General features: G+C 43.8%; 19 protein-coding genes. 11 read left to right on the plus strand and 8 right to left on the minus strand.

Features of this window, described 5'->3' with window-relative positions; translation table 11 throughout:
• Nucleotides 1–2: 2 nt before the first annotated feature.
• From prpF to rraA, 3 genes are read left to right on the plus strand one after another with little or no spacing between them, the layout of a single operon-like run.
• The gene (gene prpF, locus ABXT60_RS07025; RefSeq protein ID WP_443632021.1) at nt 3–1,184 is read left to right on the plus strand and encodes a 2-methylaconitate cis-trans isomerase PrpF; all 1,182 of its coding nucleotides are present in this window, start codon (nt 3–5) and stop codon (nt 1,182–1,184) included.
• On the plus strand, nt 1,177–2,007 hold the full coding sequence (locus tag ABXT60_RS07030; RefSeq protein WP_443632022.1) for a pseudouridine synthase family protein: 831 nt from the start codon (nt 1,177–1,179) through the stop codon (nt 2,005–2,007). Before prpF ends, ABXT60_RS07030 begins: the two co-directional genes overlap by 8 nt.
• A gap of 35 nt (nt 2,008–2,042) precedes the next feature.
• Nucleotides 2,043–2,534 (plus strand): ribonuclease E activity regulator RraA, encoded by a 492-nt coding sequence (gene rraA, locus ABXT60_RS07035; protein WP_443632023.1) that lies wholly within the window; start codon nt 2,043–2,045, stop codon nt 2,532–2,534.
• 24 nt (nt 2,535–2,558) lie between these two features.
• Here the strand turns inward: rraA and ABXT60_RS07040 are convergent, their stop codons facing one another.
• Genes ABXT60_RS07040 through mnmA form a run of 4 tightly spaced genes read right to left on the minus strand, consistent with a single transcriptional unit; the run spans nt 2,559 to nt 6,862 of the window.
• Entirely contained in the window at nt 2,559–3,728 is a 1,170-nt protein-coding gene (locus ABXT60_RS07040) for a JmjC domain-containing protein (RefSeq protein ID WP_443632024.1), read from the minus strand.
• Complete coding sequence (purB, locus tag ABXT60_RS07045; protein ID WP_443632025.1) at nt 3,728–5,095, minus strand: adenylosuccinate lyase; 1,368 nt, start codon at nt 5,093–5,095, stop codon at nt 3,728–3,730. The genes ABXT60_RS07040 and purB overlap by 1 nt, the downstream gene beginning before the upstream one ends.
• A 26-nt stretch (nt 5,096–5,121) precedes the next feature.
• Nucleotides 5,122–5,772, minus strand: coding sequence for a high frequency lysogenization protein HflD (hflD, locus tag ABXT60_RS07050; RefSeq protein WP_443632026.1), 651 nt, complete (start codon nt 5,770–5,772; stop codon nt 5,122–5,124).
• Nucleotides 5,765–6,862 carry a tRNA 2-thiouridine(34) synthase MnmA gene (gene mnmA, locus ABXT60_RS07055; protein WP_443632027.1) on the minus strand — a complete coding sequence of 366 codons (1,098 nt, stop codon included), beginning with the start codon at nt 6,860–6,862 and terminating at the stop codon, nt 5,765–5,767. The genes hflD and mnmA overlap by 8 nt, the downstream gene beginning before the upstream one ends.
• 105 nt (nt 6,863–6,967) lie before the next feature.
• On the opposite strand from mnmA, the gene moaE reads away from it, so the two are divergent.
• Entirely contained in the window at nt 6,968–7,426 is a 459-nt protein-coding gene (gene moaE, locus ABXT60_RS07060; protein ID WP_443632028.1) for a molybdopterin synthase catalytic subunit MoaE, read from the plus strand.
• A gap of 45 nt (nt 7,427–7,471) precedes the next feature.
• Here moaE and ABXT60_RS07065 read toward each other — a convergent pair whose 3' ends face one another.
• Nucleotides 7,472–8,035, minus strand: a complete 564-nt coding sequence (locus tag ABXT60_RS07065; RefSeq protein WP_443632029.1) for a pseudouridine synthase — start codon at nt 8,033–8,035, stop codon at nt 7,472–7,474.
• Nucleotides 8,036–8,204: 169 nt separating this feature from the next.
• On the opposite strand from ABXT60_RS07065, the gene icd reads away from it, so the two are divergent.
• From icd to ABXT60_RS07085, 4 genes are all read left to right on the plus strand, one after another.
• On the plus strand, nt 8,205–9,461 hold the full coding sequence (gene icd, locus ABXT60_RS07070) for an NADP-dependent isocitrate dehydrogenase (protein ID WP_443632030.1): 1,257 nt from the start codon (nt 8,205–8,207) through the stop codon (nt 9,459–9,461).
• A gap of 211 nt (nt 9,462–9,672) precedes the next feature.
• Nucleotides 9,673–10,068: an ATP-dependent Clp protease adapter ClpS gene (gene clpS, locus ABXT60_RS07075; protein WP_443632031.1), complete on the plus strand. Its 396-nt coding sequence runs from the start codon at nt 9,673–9,675 to the stop codon at nt 10,066–10,068.
• Between the two features lie 12 nt (nt 10,069–10,080).
• Nucleotides 10,081–12,342: an ATP-dependent Clp protease ATP-binding subunit ClpA gene (gene clpA / locus ABXT60_RS07080; RefSeq protein WP_443632032.1), complete on the plus strand. Its 2,262-nt coding sequence runs from the start codon at nt 10,081–10,083 to the stop codon at nt 12,340–12,342.
• Between the two features lie 169 nt (nt 12,343–12,511).
• Entirely contained in the window at nt 12,512–13,789 is a 1,278-nt protein-coding gene (locus ABXT60_RS07085) for an alpha/beta hydrolase family protein (protein WP_443632033.1), read from the plus strand.
• A gap of 95 nt (nt 13,790–13,884) precedes the next feature.
• On the opposite strand, the gene infA is transcribed toward ABXT60_RS07085, so the two are convergent.
• From infA to aat, 3 genes are all read right to left on the minus strand, one after another.
• The gene (infA, locus tag ABXT60_RS07090; protein WP_046481896.1) at nt 13,885–14,103 is read right to left on the minus strand and encodes a translation initiation factor IF-1; all 219 of its coding nucleotides are present in this window, start codon (nt 14,101–14,103) and stop codon (nt 13,885–13,887) included.
• Nucleotides 14,104–14,200: 97 nt separating this feature from the next.
• Nucleotides 14,201–14,947: an arginyltransferase gene (locus tag ABXT60_RS07095; protein ID WP_443632082.1), complete on the minus strand. Its 747-nt coding sequence runs from the start codon at nt 14,945–14,947 to the stop codon at nt 14,201–14,203.
• Nucleotides 14,948–14,969: 22 nt separating this feature from the next.
• Nucleotides 14,970–15,674: a leucyl/phenylalanyl-tRNA--protein transferase gene (gene aat, locus ABXT60_RS07100; protein ID WP_443632034.1), complete on the minus strand. Its 705-nt coding sequence runs from the start codon at nt 15,672–15,674 to the stop codon at nt 14,970–14,972.
• A gap of 382 nt (nt 15,675–16,056) precedes the next feature.
• On the opposite strand from aat, the gene ABXT60_RS07105 reads away from it, so the two are divergent.
• From ABXT60_RS07105 to ABXT60_RS07115, 3 genes are read left to right on the plus strand one after another with little or no spacing between them, the layout of a single operon-like run.
• Nucleotides 16,057–18,765 carry a DNA translocase FtsK 4TM domain-containing protein gene (locus tag ABXT60_RS07105; RefSeq protein ID WP_443632035.1) on the plus strand — a complete coding sequence of 903 codons (2,709 nt, stop codon included), beginning with the start codon at nt 16,057–16,059 and terminating at the stop codon, nt 18,763–18,765.
• 19 nt (nt 18,766–18,784) lie between these two features.
• Complete coding sequence (lolA, locus tag ABXT60_RS07110; protein ID WP_443632036.1) at nt 18,785–19,408, plus strand: outer membrane lipoprotein chaperone LolA; 624 nt, start codon at nt 18,785–18,787, stop codon at nt 19,406–19,408.
• Entirely contained in the window at nt 19,408–20,748 is a 1,341-nt protein-coding gene (locus ABXT60_RS07115) for a replication-associated recombination protein A (RefSeq protein ID WP_443632083.1), read from the plus strand. Before lolA ends, ABXT60_RS07115 begins: the two co-directional genes overlap by 1 nt.
• Nucleotides 20,749–20,790: the final 42 nt, after the last annotated feature.

Genomic DNA, 20,790 nt, shown 5'->3' on the forward strand with positions numbered 1-20,790 from the left:
ATATGAGCTTTAAACAGCAAATAAAAATCCCAGCCACGTATATGCGTGGTGGTACCAGCAAAGGCGTATTTTTTAACCTTTTGGATTTACCTGCTGCAGCGCAAGTGCCTGGACCAGCAAGGGATGCCTTATTGATGCGAGTGATTGGTAGCCCAGATATATACGGCAAACAAATAGATGGCATGGGTGGCGCAACATCAAGCACCAGCAAAACGGTCATTTTAAGCCCATGCAGCCAGCCAGATCATGACGTAGACTACCTGTTTGGGCAAGTGTCTATTGATAAGGCTTTTGTTGACTGGAGCGGCAACTGCGGTAACCTGTCATCTGCAGTAGGGGCTTTTGCGATTAGTTCTGGTTTGGTAGACCCTAGCCGCATTCCTAACGATGGCATGGCTATCGTTAGGATATGGCAAGCCAATATTAACAAAACTATCGTTGCTCATATCCCTATGGTTAACGGACAAGTGCAAGAAACGGGGGACTTCCAATTAGATGGTGTAACCTTTGCGGCCGCTGAGATTAAGCTAGAGTTTATCAATCCCTCCGCCGCAGACGCTGATATGTTTCCTACGGGCAACTTGGTAGATCAATTAAAAGTGCCCTTTGTGGGCGGCATAAGCACTTTGGATGTGACCATGATTAATGCCGGTATTCCAACCATTTTCTTAAGGGCGCAAGATTTAGGATATATAGGCACAGAACTGCAAACTGACATTAATACTGATCAAGCTGCATTAACTAAGCTAGAGACCATACGCGCTTATGGTGGTGTTCGCATGGGTTTGTTTAAGCACATTGATGATGCAAAGACTCGTCAACATACACCAAAAATAGCCTTTGTAGCCCCCGCAAAAAGCTATACCTCATCAAGTGGTAGCATGGTCAGTGCTGAGAAGGTTGATTTGTTGGTGAGGGCCATGTCTATGGGCCAGTTACACCATGCCATGATGGGCACCGCTGCGGTGGCTATTGGTACGGCTGCCGCCATACCTGAAACCTTGGTAAATATTGCCACAGGTGGAAACAAGTTGACGCAAGTTACGTTTGGCCACCCATCAGGCACCTTAACCGTAGGCGCTGAGGCTCATCAAGAAAATGGAAAATGGCAGGCAACCAAGGTAACCATGAGCCGCAGTGCACGGGTTTTGATGGAAGGTTGGGTTAGGGTGCCTGATGCCTGAGTTTCATGTTGATGTAACCGACTCATCAACACCTGCTGCTGAATTACTTAAACAGCGCAGCGGATTATCTAAACAACAAATAAAACAGGCCATGAAAAAGGGCGCCGTTTGGGTAAGTGAATCTGACACCGGCCACAAGCGACTTAGGCGTGCAAATAAAATCCTTAACGCAGGCCAACAGCTACACCTGTATTACGATACAGGCGTTTTAGGCTTACAAGTAGACGCCGCTGTGTTGATCGCCGATGAAGGCGACTACAGTGTTTGGTATAAACCTTACGGCATGTTGAGTCAGGGTTCAAAGTGGGGGGATCATTGCACTATTAACCGCTGGGTACAACAAAACCATCAACCTCAGAGGCCTGCGTTCATCGTTAATCGTTTAGATCGGGCAGCACAGGGTTTGATGTTAATTGCCCATACAAAAACTGCAGCAGCAGCTCTTAGTGGCTTATTTGCCAAACGTTCCATTAACAAGCAATACACCGCATTGGTTCTAGGTTTGTTCCCTAATCAGATCAAACTAGACGAACCTATTGACGAAAAAAGTGCCATAAGTCACGCTAACCTGCTCACTTACTGCCCTGTAACTAAGAAATCCTTAGTTTTGGTAGAAATTGAAACAGGCCGGAAGCACCAAATACGTAAACATTTGAGTGGTGCGGGTTTCCCGATCATTGGAGACCGTCTGTATGGCCCAGAGGTAGATGATACAAGCATCAATTTATGCCTTGTTTCTACATATTTAGCCTTTAATTGCCCGATCACTGGCGTTGATAAAAGTTACCATCTTAAGGATGAATACTTGCCTCAAGTTGGTTAGACTTACTGTTCACATTAGCCTCAGGATTTCTTTTTATGCACGATTTATTACCCGAATTATGCGACCAGTTTGAAGACCTAGTACAGGTTGTAGAACCCATGTTTAAGAGTTTTGGGGCTAGAGAGCGCTTTAGTGGTGAAATAGTCACCCTACAATGCTTTGAAGATAACTCTAAAGTTCGTGAACTTGCAGGCCAAAATGGTACAGGAAAGGTTTTGGTAGTTGATGGAGGTGGCTCACTAGCACGTGCTTTGCTTGGCGATATGTTAGCTAAGAAAGCTGCAACAAATGGCTGGGAAGGCATCATAATATATGGCTGTATACGCGACGTAAATGCAATTGCTGCCATTGACTTAGGGGTGCAGGCGCTAGCCATACACCCTATGAAGACTGAGAAACGTGGCTTGGGAGACATTAATAAAGACGTTCACTTTGGTGGGGTGACCTTTGTCCCCGGGCATTACATTTATGCCGATAATAATGGCGTTTTGGTTGCACCACACCCCTTATTACTTGATGGTTTATAGGGTAATCACCTGCACCAACACAAGCTACTCATCGGCGAAGTAGAGGTACCCTTGGTTATGCAGGATAAGTAACATAGCCTTTGCTGCGTCCTTCTTAACTAAAAGAGCTAGTTCATCCACTTCTATCAACCACTGATTAGCGATAGATTCAACAAAAGCAGTGGCATCTGGAGGACAGGGTAAAGCGTCACCTTGCACAAATAGAGTCAAACCGCCGTCACCTTGCCAGGTATAAGCTAAGCGCACACCTTCAGACACCCTTAGCACGCCGTAAGCTTCATTAATAATACTTTCTAGTTCTGCTAAGTCCATAGCTTCTTCTGCCATGTCTAAATCAGGGTATTTAGCCTCTGTGCTGTGTTTGCCAAACCATTGAGCGACATTTTCTGGAGTAATTTGGTCTCGCATTAACTGCATCAAACCCTCAACATCTGCTGCACTTATTTCACCACTGTTAACCGCAAATCCATGGTCTTTTATGCGTAGGTCAGCACTAGTGTCCATACTGCGTTCATCTGCAAAGGTGGTGAGCACGTCGCCATGCGAAGGAGAGCGAAAGCCTACAGAGTAAGTAACGCAAACATCAGACACCGCTACGCCTTTATGAGCCAACAATGGCGGGATATAGAGCATATCGCCTGGGTTAAGAATAAACTCTTCACTCAATTTAAAGTCTGCTAACAAACTTAGATGATCATGGGCCATTAAGGCTGAATTTTCGTTACAGCGTTGGCCAATTTGCCATTGACGTTGGCCCTCACCTTGAATCAAAAATACATCATAACGATCGTAATGTGCGCCAACGCCAGCGCCTCTAGTGGCGTAGCTGATCATGAGGTCATCTAAACGCCAGCTGGGTAAAAAGCGAAACTTAGCTAGGAAATCATGCACTTCTGGCACAAAACAATCCACGCCCTGAACTAATAGAGTCCAGGGAAAGTCTCGTTCTTTACTAAAGTCATCTTCGGTTAATGGGCCATGAATTACTTGCCAATCTTTTAGGTCACCTTTGTTTTCAATTAAACGTGACTCTACCTCAGACTCCAGTGCTAATCCTGCTAACTCGTCTACAGCAATGAGCGCTTCCTGAAAGGCAATACCTTTACGAATACATACTGGCTTTTGCTGCCAGTAGTCAGCAAGGAACTCTCCTACTGTTAATTCACCCAAATGGGTCAAGGGCGCCATTGTCATTAGATCGCCGCTGCTTGGGCTGTGGCGTTACCAATATAGTTAGCAGGCGTTAGGGTTTTAAGCTCGTCTTTAACCGATTGTGGCAAATCTAGGGTGTCTATAAAGTCTGCCATAATAGTTGCATTAATGGTTTTACCACGGGTAAGGGCTTTTAGTTTTTCGTAAGGCTCTTCAATGGCATAGCGACGCATTACTGTCTGAATCGGCTCAGCGAGCACTTCCCAAGCATTATCAAGATCGGCATCCAGACGTTGGGCATTAAGCTGTAATTTACTAATACCTTTCAAAGTAGACTGATAAGCAATCAAACTGTGAGCAAGGCCTACCCCCAGATTACGTAACACAGTGGAATCTGTAAGGTCCCGTTGCCAGCGAGAAATGGGCAGTTTGCTGGCTAAGTGTTGTAGTAGCGCATTAGCAATGCCCAAGTTGCCTTCTGAGTTTTCAAAGTCAATGGGGTTTACTTTATGGGGCATAGTAGATGAACCAATTTCTCCTGCAATTGTTTTTTGCTTAAAGAAGCCCAGAGAAATATAACCCCAAATATCACGGTCAAAGTCTAATAATATGGTGTTAAAACGAGCGATGGCGTCAAATAATTCGGCAATGTAGTCGTGTGGTTCAATTTGTGTAGTGTAAGGATTCCAAGTTAACCCTAAGCTTTCTACGAACACCTGAGCATTAGCTTGCCAATCAATTTGTGGGTAAGCGGTATAATGGGCATTGTAGTTACCTACTGCACCGTTAATTTTGCCTAGGAATTCCATTTGTTTAATCTGCTTCAGTTGGCGTTCTAAACGAGCGGCAACGTTGGCCATTTCTTTACCCATGGTGGATGGAGAAGCAGTTTGGCCGTGGGTGCGAGACAGCATAGGTTGGTTTTGGTGGCTGTGGGCTAGATGCTTAATTTGCGCCAATACCTCAGCCATTTCTGGCACCATCACTTGCTCTAAGCCTTGCTTAAGCATTAAACCATGAGACAAGTTGTTAATGTCTTCCGAAGTGCAAGCAAAGTGTACATATTCATTAATAGCGTGTAGTTCTGCGTTATCTTTGAGCTGCTCTTTAATGTAGTACTCTACGGCTTTTACATCGTGATTAGTGGTGCTTTCAATGTCTTTAACACGCTGGGCTGCGGTTTCATCGAAATTATTAATCAAGCGTTCAAGCAGGGCGTTAGCCTCGTCGCTTAACGGCGCTACCTCATCAATTTGTGGGTGCGCAGCAAGGCACTGCAACCAACGGATTTCAACTAACACTCGGTTATAAATAAGACCAAATTCACTAAAGTAGGGGCGAAGTGCAGCGGTCTTGCTGCCATATCGACCATCTACTGGAGAAAGGGCTGAAATTGACGATAAATGCATAACGGAGTCCTGAGTTGGGTTAATAACTAAGCTGGTTTAAGTTGACTAAGCAATACGTCTAATTCGCGTTGCAAGGAATTTTTGAATACTACTAACTGCCACTTACGGCCACCTACCTGGCGCCACAAGGTTGTTGCACGAATACCCGCAAGAAGATAGCTACGCACACGATTGGTATTCATGGGTTGCTGCAAGTAAGTGGGGTTGCCAGTTACCTGAATACGAAATCGAAAATTACTTAAAGTAGAAGAATAAGTTTCCGCAACGCTTGCAAACACATTAGGGTGCGTTAGCTCATACAGATCGACTTGCCTTTGGCTGTGGCTTAACTGTTTACTAATGTCATTGAGCATTTCCGGGCGCTTACGTAATTTGCCCTGTAAGTGAGTTAATCCCAACACATAGCGGGTAATTTCTCGGGCGCCTAGGCTTTGATCCTGACCCATAATAGCCTTTAAAGTTACTAAACCTAAACGTAAATTGTTTACTGCTTCGCCACCACCAAATACGTCTTCGGTGCTTTCTGGAGAGGTTACAAAAAGTGACGCAAGGCAACAACGACTCGCAAGTTCGTCGGCTTGCCCTGTGCTTGCAACTTGATGCACTAATGCTGCAGCTTGAACGAGAGCAGCTAAGGCCATTACCCGTTCTTGGTTAGAGTTTAAGCGACTAATCAATGACTGCTCCTCCAAGACATACATCTCCCTCATAAAACACAATAGATTGACCCGGTGTGATGGCCCTTTGTGGCTCTACAAATGCCACACTTAACGTTCCATCAGATAAGCACGTTAACGTGCATGCTTGATCTGCTTGGCGATAGCGTATTTTAGCCATCGATGTAACACCCATGCCTTGGCTTAAATTTGGACCTTTGCCGTCTACCCACATCAATTGTTGGCAGGTGAGAGAGGGTTTAAATAACCGCGGGTGATTTTTTCCTTGCGTAACGATTAGACGGTTACGGTTTAAATCTTTGTCAACCACGTACCATGCAGATTCATTATAATTAGCTAAACCCCCAATCCCTAGGCCTTGGCGCTGACCGATGGTGTGATACATCAAACCTTGATGGTCACCAATCATGTCACCGTCTACAGTTTCAATTTTGCCAGGTTGAGCAGGTAAGTACTGTTTTAAGAAGTCTTTAAATCTGCGTTCTCCAATAAAGCAAATACCGGTGCTATCTTTTTTCGCATGATTAGCCAAACCATGGGCTTCGGCAATGCTTCGCACCGCTGGTTTTTCCATGGCACCGATGGGGAATAACGTTTGACTTACCTCCAGAGCACCAACAGCGTGCAAAAAGTAGCTCTGATCTTTATTGCGATCCAATCCCTTAATCAACTGACATTCAAGGCCTTCGCCTTGACGCTGCACGTAATGCCCCGTGGCTATATAATCTGCCCCAAGAGTTTTAGCATAGTCTAAAAAGGCCTTAAACTTAATCTCACGGTTACATAGAATATCTGGATTTGGTGTACGGCCAGCTTTATATTCTGCTAAAAAGTGTTCAAATACGTTGTCCCAATATTCTGAGGCAAAGTTTGCCGCGTGCAAGGGGATGCCTAATTTATCACAAACTCCTTGAGCATCTGCTAAGTCCTGTTTAGCTGTGCAGTATTCTGTGCCATCATCTTCATCCCAGTTCTTCATGAACAGGCCTTCAACGTGGTACCCTTGCTGGATAAGAAGCAAAGCAGAAACGGACGAGTCAACACCGCCGGACATACCGACAATAACGCGTGTAGAAGTGGTTTCACTCATAGATTTAATTCAAGCGATAAACAGAATAAATAATAAGCATTAATTTTAACCGAACCAAGCCCTCACGCCTAGGCTTATAGACAGATTCCAAGGATTTTTAACTGCATGAAAACGAATGACCTCATACGTGTGCAAGAAGCAGATTTCGACATCAGCGAGCATTACCACCAATTGCGTCAAATAAACCCTGCTGGCACAGGCGCAGTAGTAGTATTTGTTGGGTTGGTAAGGGATTTAGACGATGCTAAGTTAGAAGCAATGGAACTTGAACATTACCCTGGCATGACTGAATCTTGTTTAGACCATATAGTAAGCGAAGCGCATTCACGCTGGTCTCTAGAAGGCGTTCATGTGGTCCACAGAGTTGGTAAGTTATTGCGTCATGAACAAATTGTATTTGTGGGGGTTACTTCACGCCATCGAGCTGATGCGTTTAATGCCTGTGAATTTGTGATGGATTATCTAAAGCAAGATGCACCTTTTTGGAAAGCTGAATTTACCGAACAGGGGAAACGCTGGGTTCAGGTTAAAGCGTCTGATCAACAAGCTGGTAAACGTTGGTAAACCCCTGTTAATTTTGATCATCGTAAGTGAACTTTTGTGCGTAGGCTATTGACTACTTGGTTTCCTAGTGTCTTCCAAGCGCCACTCACCGACCCCCAATCCTTTTAACCTCCAGCTCCCAATCGCTATTCTAACTAAACGTAAGGTGGGTAAATTTACCGCCGCCGTCATGCGCCTAACTTGTCTATTGCGTCCTTCACTAATGCGAATCTCTAACCACTGAGTAGGAATGGATGCACGCTCTCTAATCGGTGGAACACGAGGCCAAAGTTTTTCTGTCTGAGACCCCAAAAGCCTCACTTTAGCTGGCTGAGTAGGGCCATCCTTGAGCATTGGCCCTGCACGCAAACATTTTAACTGATGTTCCTCGACACAGCCCTCAACTTGAGCCCAGTAAGTTTTTTCTACCTTATGTTTTGGGTTGGTTATTTGATGCTGTAATTGCCCATCATCGGTTAACACCATTAGGCCCTCTGAGTCATAATCCAGCCGTCCAGCGGCGTAGTAGTTTGGCATATCAATGTAACCTGCTAAGGTTTCACGGCCCTGATCGTCGTTAAATTGACTCAATACTTGATAAGGCTTGTTGAAAACTAAAATATTAGACACGCAGTGATTTCCTTATTGGTTCTATGAATTGTTAGAATTTTGTAAAATAACTACATGATTCCTTGGGCCTACAGAAGCATTCGAGCTATAATAGAGTGAGACTACAAAAGCGACTTTTAAGGTTGTTTATCTACGCAGTAAGACTATTTTTTAAGCATTCGGAGACTTCATGACATATCAGCACATTAAAGTACCAGAGCAAGGCTCTAAGATTACTGTTAACACCGACCTTTCTCTCAACGTGCCAAACGATCCTATTATCCCTTATATTGAAGGTGATGGCATTGGTTTTGACGTTTCACCAGTAATGCTTAAAGTGGTAGATGCTGCGGTAGAGAAAGCCTTTAACGGCACTAAAAAGATTCATTGGATGGAAGTATACGCTGGTGAAAAGGCTACCGTAACCTACGATGCAGATACTTGGATGCCAGAAGAAACCTTAGCCGCATTTAAAGAATATAAAGTAGGCATTAAAGGGCCTTTGACCACACCAGTTGGCGGTGGCATTCGTTCTTTGAATGTAGCTCTTCGCCAAGAACTAGACTTATATGTATGTCAGCGTCCGGTTCGCTGGTTTACAGGCGTACCCAGCCCTGTGCTAAAGCCAGAAAACGTAGACATGATTATCTTCCGTGAAAATTCAGAAGACATCTATGCAGGGATAGAGTGGCAAGCTGGCTCCCCCGAAGCCATTAAGGTGATCAAGTTTTTACAAGAAGAGATGGGCGTTAGCAAAATTCGCTTTGATCAAATGTGTGGTATTGGTGTTAAACCTGTTTCAGAAGAGGGAACTAAACGTTTAGTTCGTAAAGCGATTCAATATACTATTGATAATGATCGCGATTCGTTGACCTTGGTTCACAAGGGCAACATTATGAAGTTTACTGAAGGCGCCTTTAAAGAATGGGGTTATGAAATTGCCCAGCAAGAATTTGGTGCAACACTCATAGGTGCAGGACCATGGTGTGAAATGACTAACCCAAACACTGGTAAAAATATCGTCATTAAAGATGTTATTGCTGATGCAATGCTACAACAAATTCTTTTACGGCCAGAAGAGTATGACGTTATTGCCACATTAAACTTGAATGGTGACTACTTATCTGATGCGCTCGCAGCAGAAGTTGGAGGCATTGGAATTGCTCCTGGTGCCAACCTAAGTGACGACATTGCTATCTTTGAAGCGACCCATGGCACAGCACCAAAATACGCTGGTCAAGACAAAGTGAATCCAGGATCGATTATTTTATCTGCTGAAATGATGCTGCGCCACATGGGCTGGTTTGAGGCTGCAGATTTGATCGTTGCTGGTACCGAAGGTGCCATTAACGCTAAAACGGTCACTTATGACTTTGAGCGTCAAATGCCTGATGCTACTTTGCTGTCATGCTCAGAATTTGGTGACGCTATCATCAACAACATGTAGCTCATAGATCGATGCATCAAAAAAACCAGCTTAGGCTGGTTTTTTTGGCTCTAGAGTCATGGCAATAGCAACTTTAATACATATTTAGCCGCCACATCTGTGCCTGTTTAAGTAAATTTACAGCCGTTTACAATTCTGCTCTGGAAAAATGCAGACATAGGCCCAATAGTAACGTTATGATGAAAACAATATTTAAATCAAGAGTGCTCTAATGCCTGTTCTATCTGCTCACCCTAACGATGACATTGATAACCCAACTTATAAACCTGCACTAATGAGTCAGGACGACCCCAATACGCCAGATGAAAATCAAGACTTGCAGGTTATAGAACAAACTCGCCCTAAGATAGCGCAACCTTCGTTATATAAGGTGATCTTGTTAAACGATGACTACACACCCATGGAGTTTGTCATTGATATATTAGCGCGATTCTTTAATCACGATGAAGAACAAGCAACACAAATTATGTTGGCAGTTCATACCCAAGGCAAAGGTGTATGTGGCATTTATACCAAAGATGTTGCCGAGACCAGAGCGATGCAAGTAAACCAGCACTCAAGACAACACAAACATCCATTACTATGCGAAGTTGAATCTGCTTCTTAGAGGAAATAGACAATGTTAGACAACGATTTAGAACGAAGCTTAAGTGAAGCCTATAAACATGCAAGTTGGAAGCGGCACGAGTTTATGACTGTAGAACATTTACTACTGTCACTGCTTAATAATCCATCCAGTGCAGAAGTACTGCAAGTGTGTGGAGTGGCACTTGATGACTTGCGAACACCTTTAGAAAAGTTCATTAACGAAACTACGCCTTCGGTAGATGAGTCTCATGGCAATTATGAAGTACAGCCAACCCTTGGTTTTCAAAGGGTGTTGCAGCGGGCCGTATTTCATGTTCAATCTTCGGGTAAAGGAGAGGTGTCTGGCGCTAATGTTCTGGTTGCTATATTTAGTGAGACTGAAAGCCAGTCAGTCTACTTACTCGATTCATTAGACGTTGAGAGAGTAGACATTGTTAATTATTTATCCCATGGGGTAAGCAGAACAGAAATGGAAGGTTCTGAAAAGGCGGTGGAAGGTGAAAGTGAAGAAGCAAGTCACTTAGTTAAATACACCACTGATTTGAACGCTGAAGCTAGGAATGGAAATATTGATCCATTAATAGGCCGTGGCAAAGAGTTAGAGCGTTTAGTTCAAGTATTATCTCGGCGACGAAAAAATAACCCGTTATTGGTGGGCGATGCAGGCGTTGGTAAAACTGCCATTGCTGAAGGTCTGGCTTATCAAATTGAACAAGGTAATGTGCCCCAAGTGATTGCATCATCTACCGTCTATTCGCTAGATATGGGCTCATTGTTAGCTGGCACAAAGTACCGTGGTGATTTTGAAAAGCGGTTAAAAGGCCTTTTAGCTGATATTGAAAAAACGCCTAATGCAATCCTATTTATTGATGAAATACATACCATCATTGGTGCAGGCGCAGCATCAGGTGGTTCTATGGATGCATCCAACCTATTAAAGCCAGTGCTAAGCTCAGGTAAGTTGCGTTGCATTGGCTCAACCACGTTTACAGAATTTCGTGGTATATTTGAAAAAGACCACGCTTTAGCCCGTCGATTCCAAAAAATAGATGTGGATGAACCAAACATTGCTGATACTCAAGCTATTTTGCGTGGCTTAATTTCCCGCTATGAAAGTCACCACCAACTTGAGTATACGCCAGCTGCAATAGATGCCGCAGCAGAACTTGCAGATCGTTACATTACTGATAAGAAGATGCCTGATAAGGCGATTGATGTGATTGATGAGGCAGGGGCATATCAGCAGTTATTTGCCCCTTCAGATCGTAAATCGTTTATTGATGTTCCTGAAATTGAGGCTGTAGTGGCCAAAATAGCCCGCATACCACCTAAAAGCATTTCTGCGACAGATCGAGATCAACTACATTCCCTTGAACAGAATCTAAAGAGAGTAGTCTTTGGTCAAGATAAAGCCATTGATACCTTGGCTAACGCCATTAAACTTTCAAGGGCAGGGCTTAATTCAGCTCATAAGCCTGTAGGTAGTTTTTTGTTTTCTGGCCCTACAGGGGTTGGTAAAACTGAAGTGACTCAACAATTAGCCCGCGTTATGGGCATTGAACTTGTTCGGTTTGACATGTCGGAATACATGGAACGCCACACAGTGTCTCGCTTAATTGGTGCTCCACCAGGCTATGTTGGTTTTGATCAGGGTGGTTTACTCACTGAAGCAGTAACGCAAACTCCTCACTGTGTGTTGTTGTTGGATGAGGTTGAAAAGGCTCACCCAGAAGTGTTTAATATTTTGCTTCAAGTGATGGATAACGGCACTTTAACAGATAACAATGGCCGCAAAACAGACTTCCGTAACGTTATTTTAGTGATGACAACAAATGCGGGCGCAGAACAAATGAGTCGCAGCTCCATTGGCTTCACAAAACAAGACCATAGTTCTGATGGAATGGGCGCAATCAAACGATTATTTAGCCCAGAGTTCAGAAATCGCTTGGATGATATTATTCAATTCAATGCGCTATCCAAAGATGTCATTCTTGACGTGGTAGACAAATTCTTAGTTGAGTTACAAGTTCAACTTGAAGATAAAAAAGTTCACCTGCAAGTCAGTGACGCTGTCCGCGCATGGCTTGGCGAAAAAGGTTATGACAGGGATATGGGTGCACGACCCATGGCGCGACTTATTCAACAAGAGCTGAAGAAGCCTATGGCAGAAATACTTTTGTTTGGAGATTTAGCGGCTGATGGTGGCAAATTGTTGGTGGACTTAAAGGATGACAAGATTAAGTTAACCAGTAAGCCCAGTAAACGCTCGGTCAAACTTCTAGACCCTGCGTAAGGGCAGATGCTTGCTTTGGACACTACTTTTGTAGCTGCCCTAAGCAAGCTTGTCTTCCAGGTCTCTATTACATTCTTTTAGTCCTCTCATGTTAAGGAAACACGTCCCTACTAATGTTGGTCACATTATTTGTAGCAACATTGCATATAATCAAGGATTTACATAGGTTATGTCTGAAAACAGAATTGATACACAAAGGCCTGATGCACCTTTTTTTTCAGCCTATGGAACCTATTCTGTGGGGGTCAAAACTCTAACTCTAATACACAAACATCAAATTGACCTCCGTCATATTAATGGCAGTAAAGCTAATACTAATGATTGTCCTCGCTATGATCGTCCATTAGTAACAGAGGTGTGGTACCCAGCTCTGGCTAACTCTCATGGAGAAAAGGGTTTAAACGTTGTTATAAGCGATGGTAAGACCAGAGTAATCCTTAAGGGCAGGGCCATTCGTGATGCAAGTCCTATCGCTTCTGGCCAATCTTACCCCCTAGTTATTATTAGTCACGGCTACCCAGGCAATCGGTTTTTGATGTCACACCTTGCTGAGAATCTAGCATCCAAGGGTTATGTAGTGATTGCTCTGGACCACACAGATTCAACCTATGCTGATGCTGCTGGATTAGCTTCAACACTTTATAATCGAAGATTTGATCAACTATTTGCCATTAATGAAGCGCAGCGATTTAACACCCTAAAAAATCAGTTTTTATATGGTCTAGTTGATACCAGTCAAACAGGAATAATTGGTTATTCGATGGGCGCCTACGGCGCAGTAGTTACAGCTGGTGGCGGTCTTACCCAGTCATCTGTGGACTCACCATGGGTAAACCCCTCTGGCCTTATTGAAGCTCATAAAAGCGGTTCAAAGAGCCATCTAAACCTGATAGATAATCGAGTGAAGACTGTGATTGCTATTGCGCCATGGGGCATGAACCATGGTTTTTGGGATAAGCAAGGCCTAGAAACAATTACTATTCCAATGTTGTTTGTTGCAGGGTCTGGTGATGATATATCTGGCTACGAAAATGGAACCAGAGCAATTTGGCAAGCAGCCTCAAATACCGACAGGTCACTACTAACGTTTGATGATGCCGGTCACAATGCGGCCGCACCATACCCGGCACCCACCGAGGCGCGTGCGTTTGATAAAGATATTGGCTTTGCGCCTTATGAGCATTATGCAGATGCACTCTGGAATACGTCTAAGATGAATAATGTGCTGCAACATTTTGCCTCTGTATGGATGGCAAAACACCTTAAGTCTGACAAAAGCATGGCTCCTTATTTAAACCTTTTACCAGTAGGCAATGACGGGGTTTGGTCCAAAGGGGGAGATGAGAGTCCAAAAGTAGATCACACTTATTGGTGGGGATTTAAGCAGTTCTCTGCAAAAGGTTTACGATTCGAAACCCTGAGCCGGAAAAAACAAAAAAATAACTGACTGAAATAAAAAAAGAGCCCTGAATGCGCTCTTTTTTTAGTTATGGCCGAAGCTCAAGGTTATGAGGCGTTAAACGCATCCTACAGCCAGCAAGATTAACGGGCGCGGTAGGTGATACGGCCTTTAGTTAAATCGTATGGCGTAAGCTCTACTTTAACTTTGTCACCCGTTAAAATTCGAATATAGTGTTTGCGCATCTTTCCGGAGATATGTGCGATAACCACGTGGCCATTTTCCAATTCTACGCGAAACATGGTGTTTGGTAAGGTATCAATAATGGTACCTTCCATTTCAATCTGGTCTTCTTTAGCCATTAAAGCCTCAAGGGTTGTTACAGAATTTATCATATTTACTTTGCGCGACATTATGCCGTACTGATGTACAAAAAGCGAGTAAAACACCTATATAAGCCTAGGGTACTATTAACTCCTGCCAGATTAAGTCGTCAAACACTTGCAAAGGTTGATATTCAGCTTTGTAAGCCATTTTTTGACAGTCTTTTACCCAATAACCAAGGTAAACAAACTCCATCCCCTTAGACTTAGCCCAGTGAATCTGCCAAAGCACAGCAAGCCGCCCTAAGCTTCTTACTTCATAAGCAGGATCAAAGAAAGTGTAAATGGCTGACACGCCTTTAGGAAGTATATCAACCACAGCCACCGCTAATAATTTTTGTTCTAATCTAAAACATACAAACCATGTATTACTCGACGGGGGTGAATGACACAAGAAGTCTTTAAATTGCTCTAACGATGGCGGGTACATGTCGCCATCACTGTGCCGCTGGTTAATATAGTTGACATACAAGCTGTAGATTTCTTCCGAAGAAGAAGGCAGTTCAAAACTAACGTGCAGGTCTTTATTGCGGTTAAGCACGCGTTTTTGGCTTTTACTAACCTTAAAACCTGCAAGAGGAACACGAACAGACTTACATTCACCGCAGCCTTCGCACCAAGGCCGGTATATATGTTCACCACTGCGCCTAAAGCCCATATCAGTGAGTTGCATATAAATTGATTCGTCCAAGGTCTGGTCTGGGCTTAAAAAAATTGACCTCGCTTGGCGATTATCCAAATAACTGCAGCTGTGCTCAGGTGTTGGGTAAAACACTAATGTATTAACATCAATTGATGAAGAAATGGAAAACCACCACTTTATGCAGGTTAATGAAGGACCTAACTTAAGACTGTACCACCAGATCCCATAAACTATCTACTCCATACGACAGATTTTGTTCTAGGTAGTTTTCAAATTCTGCCATAGGGATTTCCTGGGCACCAAGACTAGCTAAGTGTGGCGTATGCATCTGGCAATCTATAAGCACAAAACCCCACTGTGCTATCCGTTGAGCCAGATGAATAAACGCTATTTTAGATGCATTATCTGCTCGACTAAACATAGACTCACCGAAGAACATCCGTCCTAGGGCAACACCATACAAACCGCCTACTAACTCACCGCCATGCCATACTTCAACGCTATGGGCGTATCCTTGGCGATACAATTGCGTATAAGCATTTTGCATGTCTTGTGTAATCCAGCTTTCTGCCGAGGTTTGATCCGCTCTTGGGGTAGAACCGCAAGCTTTCACTACGCGCTCAAATGCATGATCAAAAGTGACTATAAATGGTGTCTTACGGATAACTTTAACCATGCTTTTAGAGATATGAATTTGATGTGGATTGATGACCATCCTAGGACTTGGGGCCCACCAAAGGATAGGATCGTGATCAGAAAACCAAGGAAAAATACCACATTGGTAGGCATGTAACAGCCTTGATACAGATAAGTCACCACCCACAGCTAACAACCCTTGAGGGTCGTCAAGGGCTTCTGAGACTGGTGGAAACCAATAATCATCGTTGTCTAGTTGGTAAACAGGCATAGGTTAATTATACATCAAGAGGTTAACTCTCGGTAAAATACCCTAGCCTAAATACAAGATTAAAAGGCGTGCATTTTTATTAGTATCTTAGTTAGAGAGATAACAAAAAAGTTAGTATTTGGTTATACGATTCTGCCTTATTCATGGTTGTTGTCATTCCATGGTGCTGCAGCCTAAAGTGACCCTAAGTATATGATGCTAAGGGTCTGTTGCACACGTGACAAGTCAACTAATTTGTCGATAAGGGCAATAAAATGCAAGTCTACGGCCTGTTAACTCAAAGGCCAGACAACTAGAACATCATTAAGCTTGGTTCAACTATCAGGATTGCGTATCATAGGCTAAGTTTGCTCAATCAAACACACGCACAAGGAAATCGTTAGTGGCCACAATAAACCCACGCACATCGTCAAAGGTAAGCAACAAAGAAGCTTCAAGCTGGATACAGCGTTTAAGCTGGCACGGTTTCCATTTGGCACTATTGGCTTTTAGTGTTTATGTGTTGATTGTACTTATTACTTTTGATGCAAGTGACCCAACCTCTACTCAAGCGTTTGATGTGTCTAACATTCATAATGCTGGAGGTACTTTTGGCGCAGTATTGGCAGATTTATTTTTTTGGGCTTTAGGTTTAATTGCTTACCTTATACCGCTGTTACTCATACAGTATGAGGTCATACGTTTTATTGGTCAGTCTCGCTATACACATTATGATCCTGACAACAATGTCTGGTTTAAAATGCTCACCCTTAGCGCTTTAGTTATAGCCGCGTGTGTTTATGCTTCTATTCACATATCTAATACCGACTTAACCTACCCACAAGGCAGTGGGGGCTTATTGGGGTTAACTCTAGGATTACCGCTTAATAAAGCCCTCGGTATGACGGGCACCAATATTTTACTCCTAACCACGTTGATATTAGCGATTAGTCACTTTTGGCAACTTCGCTGGGGCACCATCACAGAAACTATAGGTCGGCATAGCATTTACTGGTGCGAACACTTGTGGCAAAGTTTGTTTGGTCAAAAGCGCCACACCCAAGAGCTTAAAACGCCCCGTGAGGCAGTCGCGAGTCCTAGCAGTTATGGTAATCCAGCCCCTAAATTATCCTTAGGGTCAAAATTAGCTATGCCAATAACTGCAATTTGGCGCTTTATAAGAAATCTTTGGCCATTTAAACGTGTCTCCAATAAGCCTAAGAAGCCCCCCCTTAAAACTGTTATACCCGTCCACAAAAAACCAATTATTCCGGTAATTGATGACCAGAACTTAACCAGCCATGCAGCCGACTTTAGCGTCGATGATGTTGCTGCTGCGCTTGACTCAGTGCCCACCAAAAGCAAAGCTTCTGTTACAAGCCAAACCCCTACACAGTCAAGTACGCCTGCCACTTCTGCCACAAGCACTGGGCTGCAAGCTAATGCTGTGAATAAGCATGGAGCCACACCTATAGCGCCTTTACCGAGTGCAATTAAACCGCACGTTTCACCTGTTGCTAACGTTAAAGAAGTTAAAATAGTGCCTTTGTCTGAAATTCATAAACAGGATACGGGTACCTCTCAAACAGAGCAACACGGGAAAGTGACCAAACACAAGAACTTACCCCCATTAAGCTTACTTGATCCACCAAATGTTAGCCTCAATCCAACCATTACCTCAGAAGAACTAACCCATTTAAGCCAACTTTTGGAAGCCAAGCTGCTAGATTTTGGAGTTATTGCAGAGGTGGTTGAGGTTAACCCAGGGCCTGTTATTACGCGCATTGAAATACGCCCAGCACCAGGCACAAAAGTAAGCAAAATAAGCAATTTATCAAAAGATTTAGCTCGTTCAATGGCGGTTATGAGCGTGCGCGTCGTTGAGGTCATTGCCGGGAAATCTGTCATCGGCATAGAAATTCCAAACCAACACAGAGAAATGGTTCGTATCAGTGAGGTTATTGGCAGTAAGCCTTACTTATCTTCAACCAGCCCACTTACCCTCACTTTAGGCAATGATATTGCGGGCAAACCAGTGGTAGTGGACCTAGCAAAGATGCCGCACTTATTAGTCGCTGGCACTACAGGTTCTGGTAAGTCTGTAGGCGTTAACGCTATGATTATGAGCATATTACTAAAATCAACGCCAGACCAAGTTCGTATGCTGTTAGTTGACCCCAAAATGTTAGAGCTGTCGATTTATGATGGGATTCCGCATCTACTAGCTCCTGTAATTACTGACATGAAAGAAGCTGCTGGAGGCCTGCGCTGGTGTGTTGCCGAAATGGAAAGACGCTATCGTTTGATGGCTTCCCAAGGCGTTCGAAATCTTGCAGGGTTTAATACTAAGATTACCGCAGGAGATCCTATTTTAGACCCCATCTGGGTGCCGGATGAAGCCAATGGTGAAAATATGGATGATAGACCCTACTTGGATCCACTGCCTTATATCGTAGTTGTAGTCGATGAGTTTGCTGACATGATAATGGTGGTAGGCAAAAAAGTAGAGGAGCTCATTGCCCGGATTGCTCAAAAAGCTAGGGCTGCGGGCATCCATCTTATACTGGCAACTCAACGTCCTTCTGTAGATGTGATTACAGGACTAATTAAAGCCAACGTTCCCACTCGCATTGCCTTTCAAGTGAGCTCTAAAATTGATTCTCGTACCATACTTGACCAAGGTGGTGCAGAAAGTCTTTTGGGTCATGGGGATATGCTCTATCTACCGCCAGGTAAAAGTATGCCAGAACGCGTCCATGGAGCTTTTGTCAGTGATGATGAAGTTCATCGAGTCGTTGATGCTTGGAAGCAACGGGGTTCACCTTTGTTCATCGAAGCTATTGTAGAAGGAAATTATGATCAGGAAGCTGGTTTTGGCTTGGCGTCTTCAGAAGGTGCCTTTGAAGAAGACAAGGACCGTTTATATGATGAGGCAGTAGCCTTTATCACCGAAACTCGCAGGGCTTCGATTTCTTCTGTTCAGCGGAAGTTTAAAATTGGCTATAACCGCGCAGCCCGAATGATTGAAGCCATGGAGGCTGCAGGAGTGATTACTGCTCCAGCCCATAATGGTAGTAGGGAAGTCCTTGCTCCACCTCCACATCGCGATTAATTAAATAGAAGGATGTATCATGCGTTTAGCCATATTTCTGCTTAGTATAACCATAGCTAGCACTAGCCTGGCGCAAACCGCCGCTCAATCTCTAGGCCAGCAGTTGGGCCGCCAGACAAACATTGAAGCAGACTTTGTGCAGTATGTTTTGGATGCTAGTGGCAGCCGCTTACAAGAAACCCGTGGCCATATGGTATTAGCTCACCCCAATCAGTTTTGGTGGCAGACTGCAGATCCATTTGCACAACTGCTAGTCAGCAATGGAAAGCGACTGTGGATCTATGATAAAGACCTAGAGCAGGTCACGGTTCAAACCCTAGACCAACGCACCACGAGCACCCCAGCATTGTTACTCAGTGGCAATGGCACAGACATAGGGGCTGAGTTTAATGTTGTAATGAAACGTGGGGACAATGGTTTAGTGTTCTACCGACTTACGCCTAAGGACCCTGAAAGCCTTTATCAAACCCTGAGGCTCAACTTCAAAAACAACCAACTACTCGAAATGCAATTAGAAGACGCAATGCACCAAAAAACGAGCCTTACATTTAGTAATATGGTGTTTGACCCTCTAATTAAAGATGATTTATTTAATTTTGTAATTCCTGAAAATATTGATGTGTTAGAGATGGACCAGTTTTGATAAACGACTTATTTACCCATGAAACCTCAGGTTATCAGCCATTAGCTAGCCGAATGCGGCCACAAATGCTAAGCCAATACGTAGGCCAATCGCACCTTTTAGGCGAGGGAAAAAACTTGGGAAAAGCGTTAACTCAAGGATTACTCCACAGTATGATTCTGTGGGGCCCACCAGGGGTAGGTAAAACGACCTTGGCGCAATTAATGAGTAAAGTAAGTGATGCTCACTTTATGACTTTATCAGCTGTAATGTCTGGTGTTAAAGATATTCGCGCGTCTGTTCAAGAAGCCCAACAGGTTCGCGCTCAGTCTGGGCGAGATAGCGTATTGTTCGTTGATGAGGTACACCGATTCAACAAGTCTCAACAGGATGCGTTCCTACCTTATATTGAAGATGGTACTTTTATTTTTGTGGGTGCTACCACCGAGAATCCGGCCTTTGAACTCAATAATGCGTTAATGTCTCGGTCGAGGGTTTATGTTTTAAAGTCTTTGTCTGAAGACGAGCTCGCGGCATTATTACAGCAAGCCCTAATTGATAAAGAAAGAGGTTTAGGTAAGCTCAATATTGATATAAAAGATCCTCATCGCAAGCTTTTATTGCAAGCAGCAGATGGTGATGCCCGCCGATTACTTAATCTGTTAGAAATAGCCACAGACCTAGCAGAGCCACAAAATGGTGGTTTGGTTATAGATAACAGTGTTTTAGAACAAGTGTTACAAACAAGCCCCAAACGTTTTGATAAAGGTGGCGATATTTTTTATGATCAAATTTCCGCCTTTCATAAGTCTGTTCGCGGATCTGACCCCAGTGGTTCCTTATATTGGCTAGCTCGTATGATTGATGCTGGTTGTGACCCTCTCTATATCGCTCGGCGCCTTCTTGCCATTGCGTCAGAAGACATCGGTAACGCCGACCCAAGAGCATTGCAAGTGGCGGTGAATGCTTGGCAGGTGTTTGAAAGAGTAGGGCCAGCTGAGGGTAATCGTGCCATTGCCCATGCAGCTGTTTATTGTGCCTGTGCCGCAAAAAGTAACGCCGTTGACACTGCGTTTAAAGCCGCTATGAAACTAGCAAGAGAAGAACCTAGTTACGATGTGCCCAACCATTTGCGCAACGCACCGACAAGCCTAGCGCATTCTTTGGGCCATGGGGCAGACTATAGGTATGCTCACGCAGAACCTATGGCTTTTGCGGCTGGAGAAAGCTACCTGCCAGAAGCACTTGCACACCGTGTTCTGTATCACCCGAGTGATCGTGGTGTTGAAGTAAAAATTGGTGAAAAGTTAGAAAAACTAGCGCAGCTGAACCAAAATAGTGATCAACAGCGTTATAAATAGCACCTTTTGTAAGCTATAATAGCGTTAGATAAAAGTAGGGGA

Source organism: Candidatus Njordibacter sp. Uisw_056 (assembly GCF_047730085.1).
Lineage (GTDB): Bacteria > Pseudomonadota > Gammaproteobacteria > Pseudomonadales > Balneatricaceae > Njordibacter.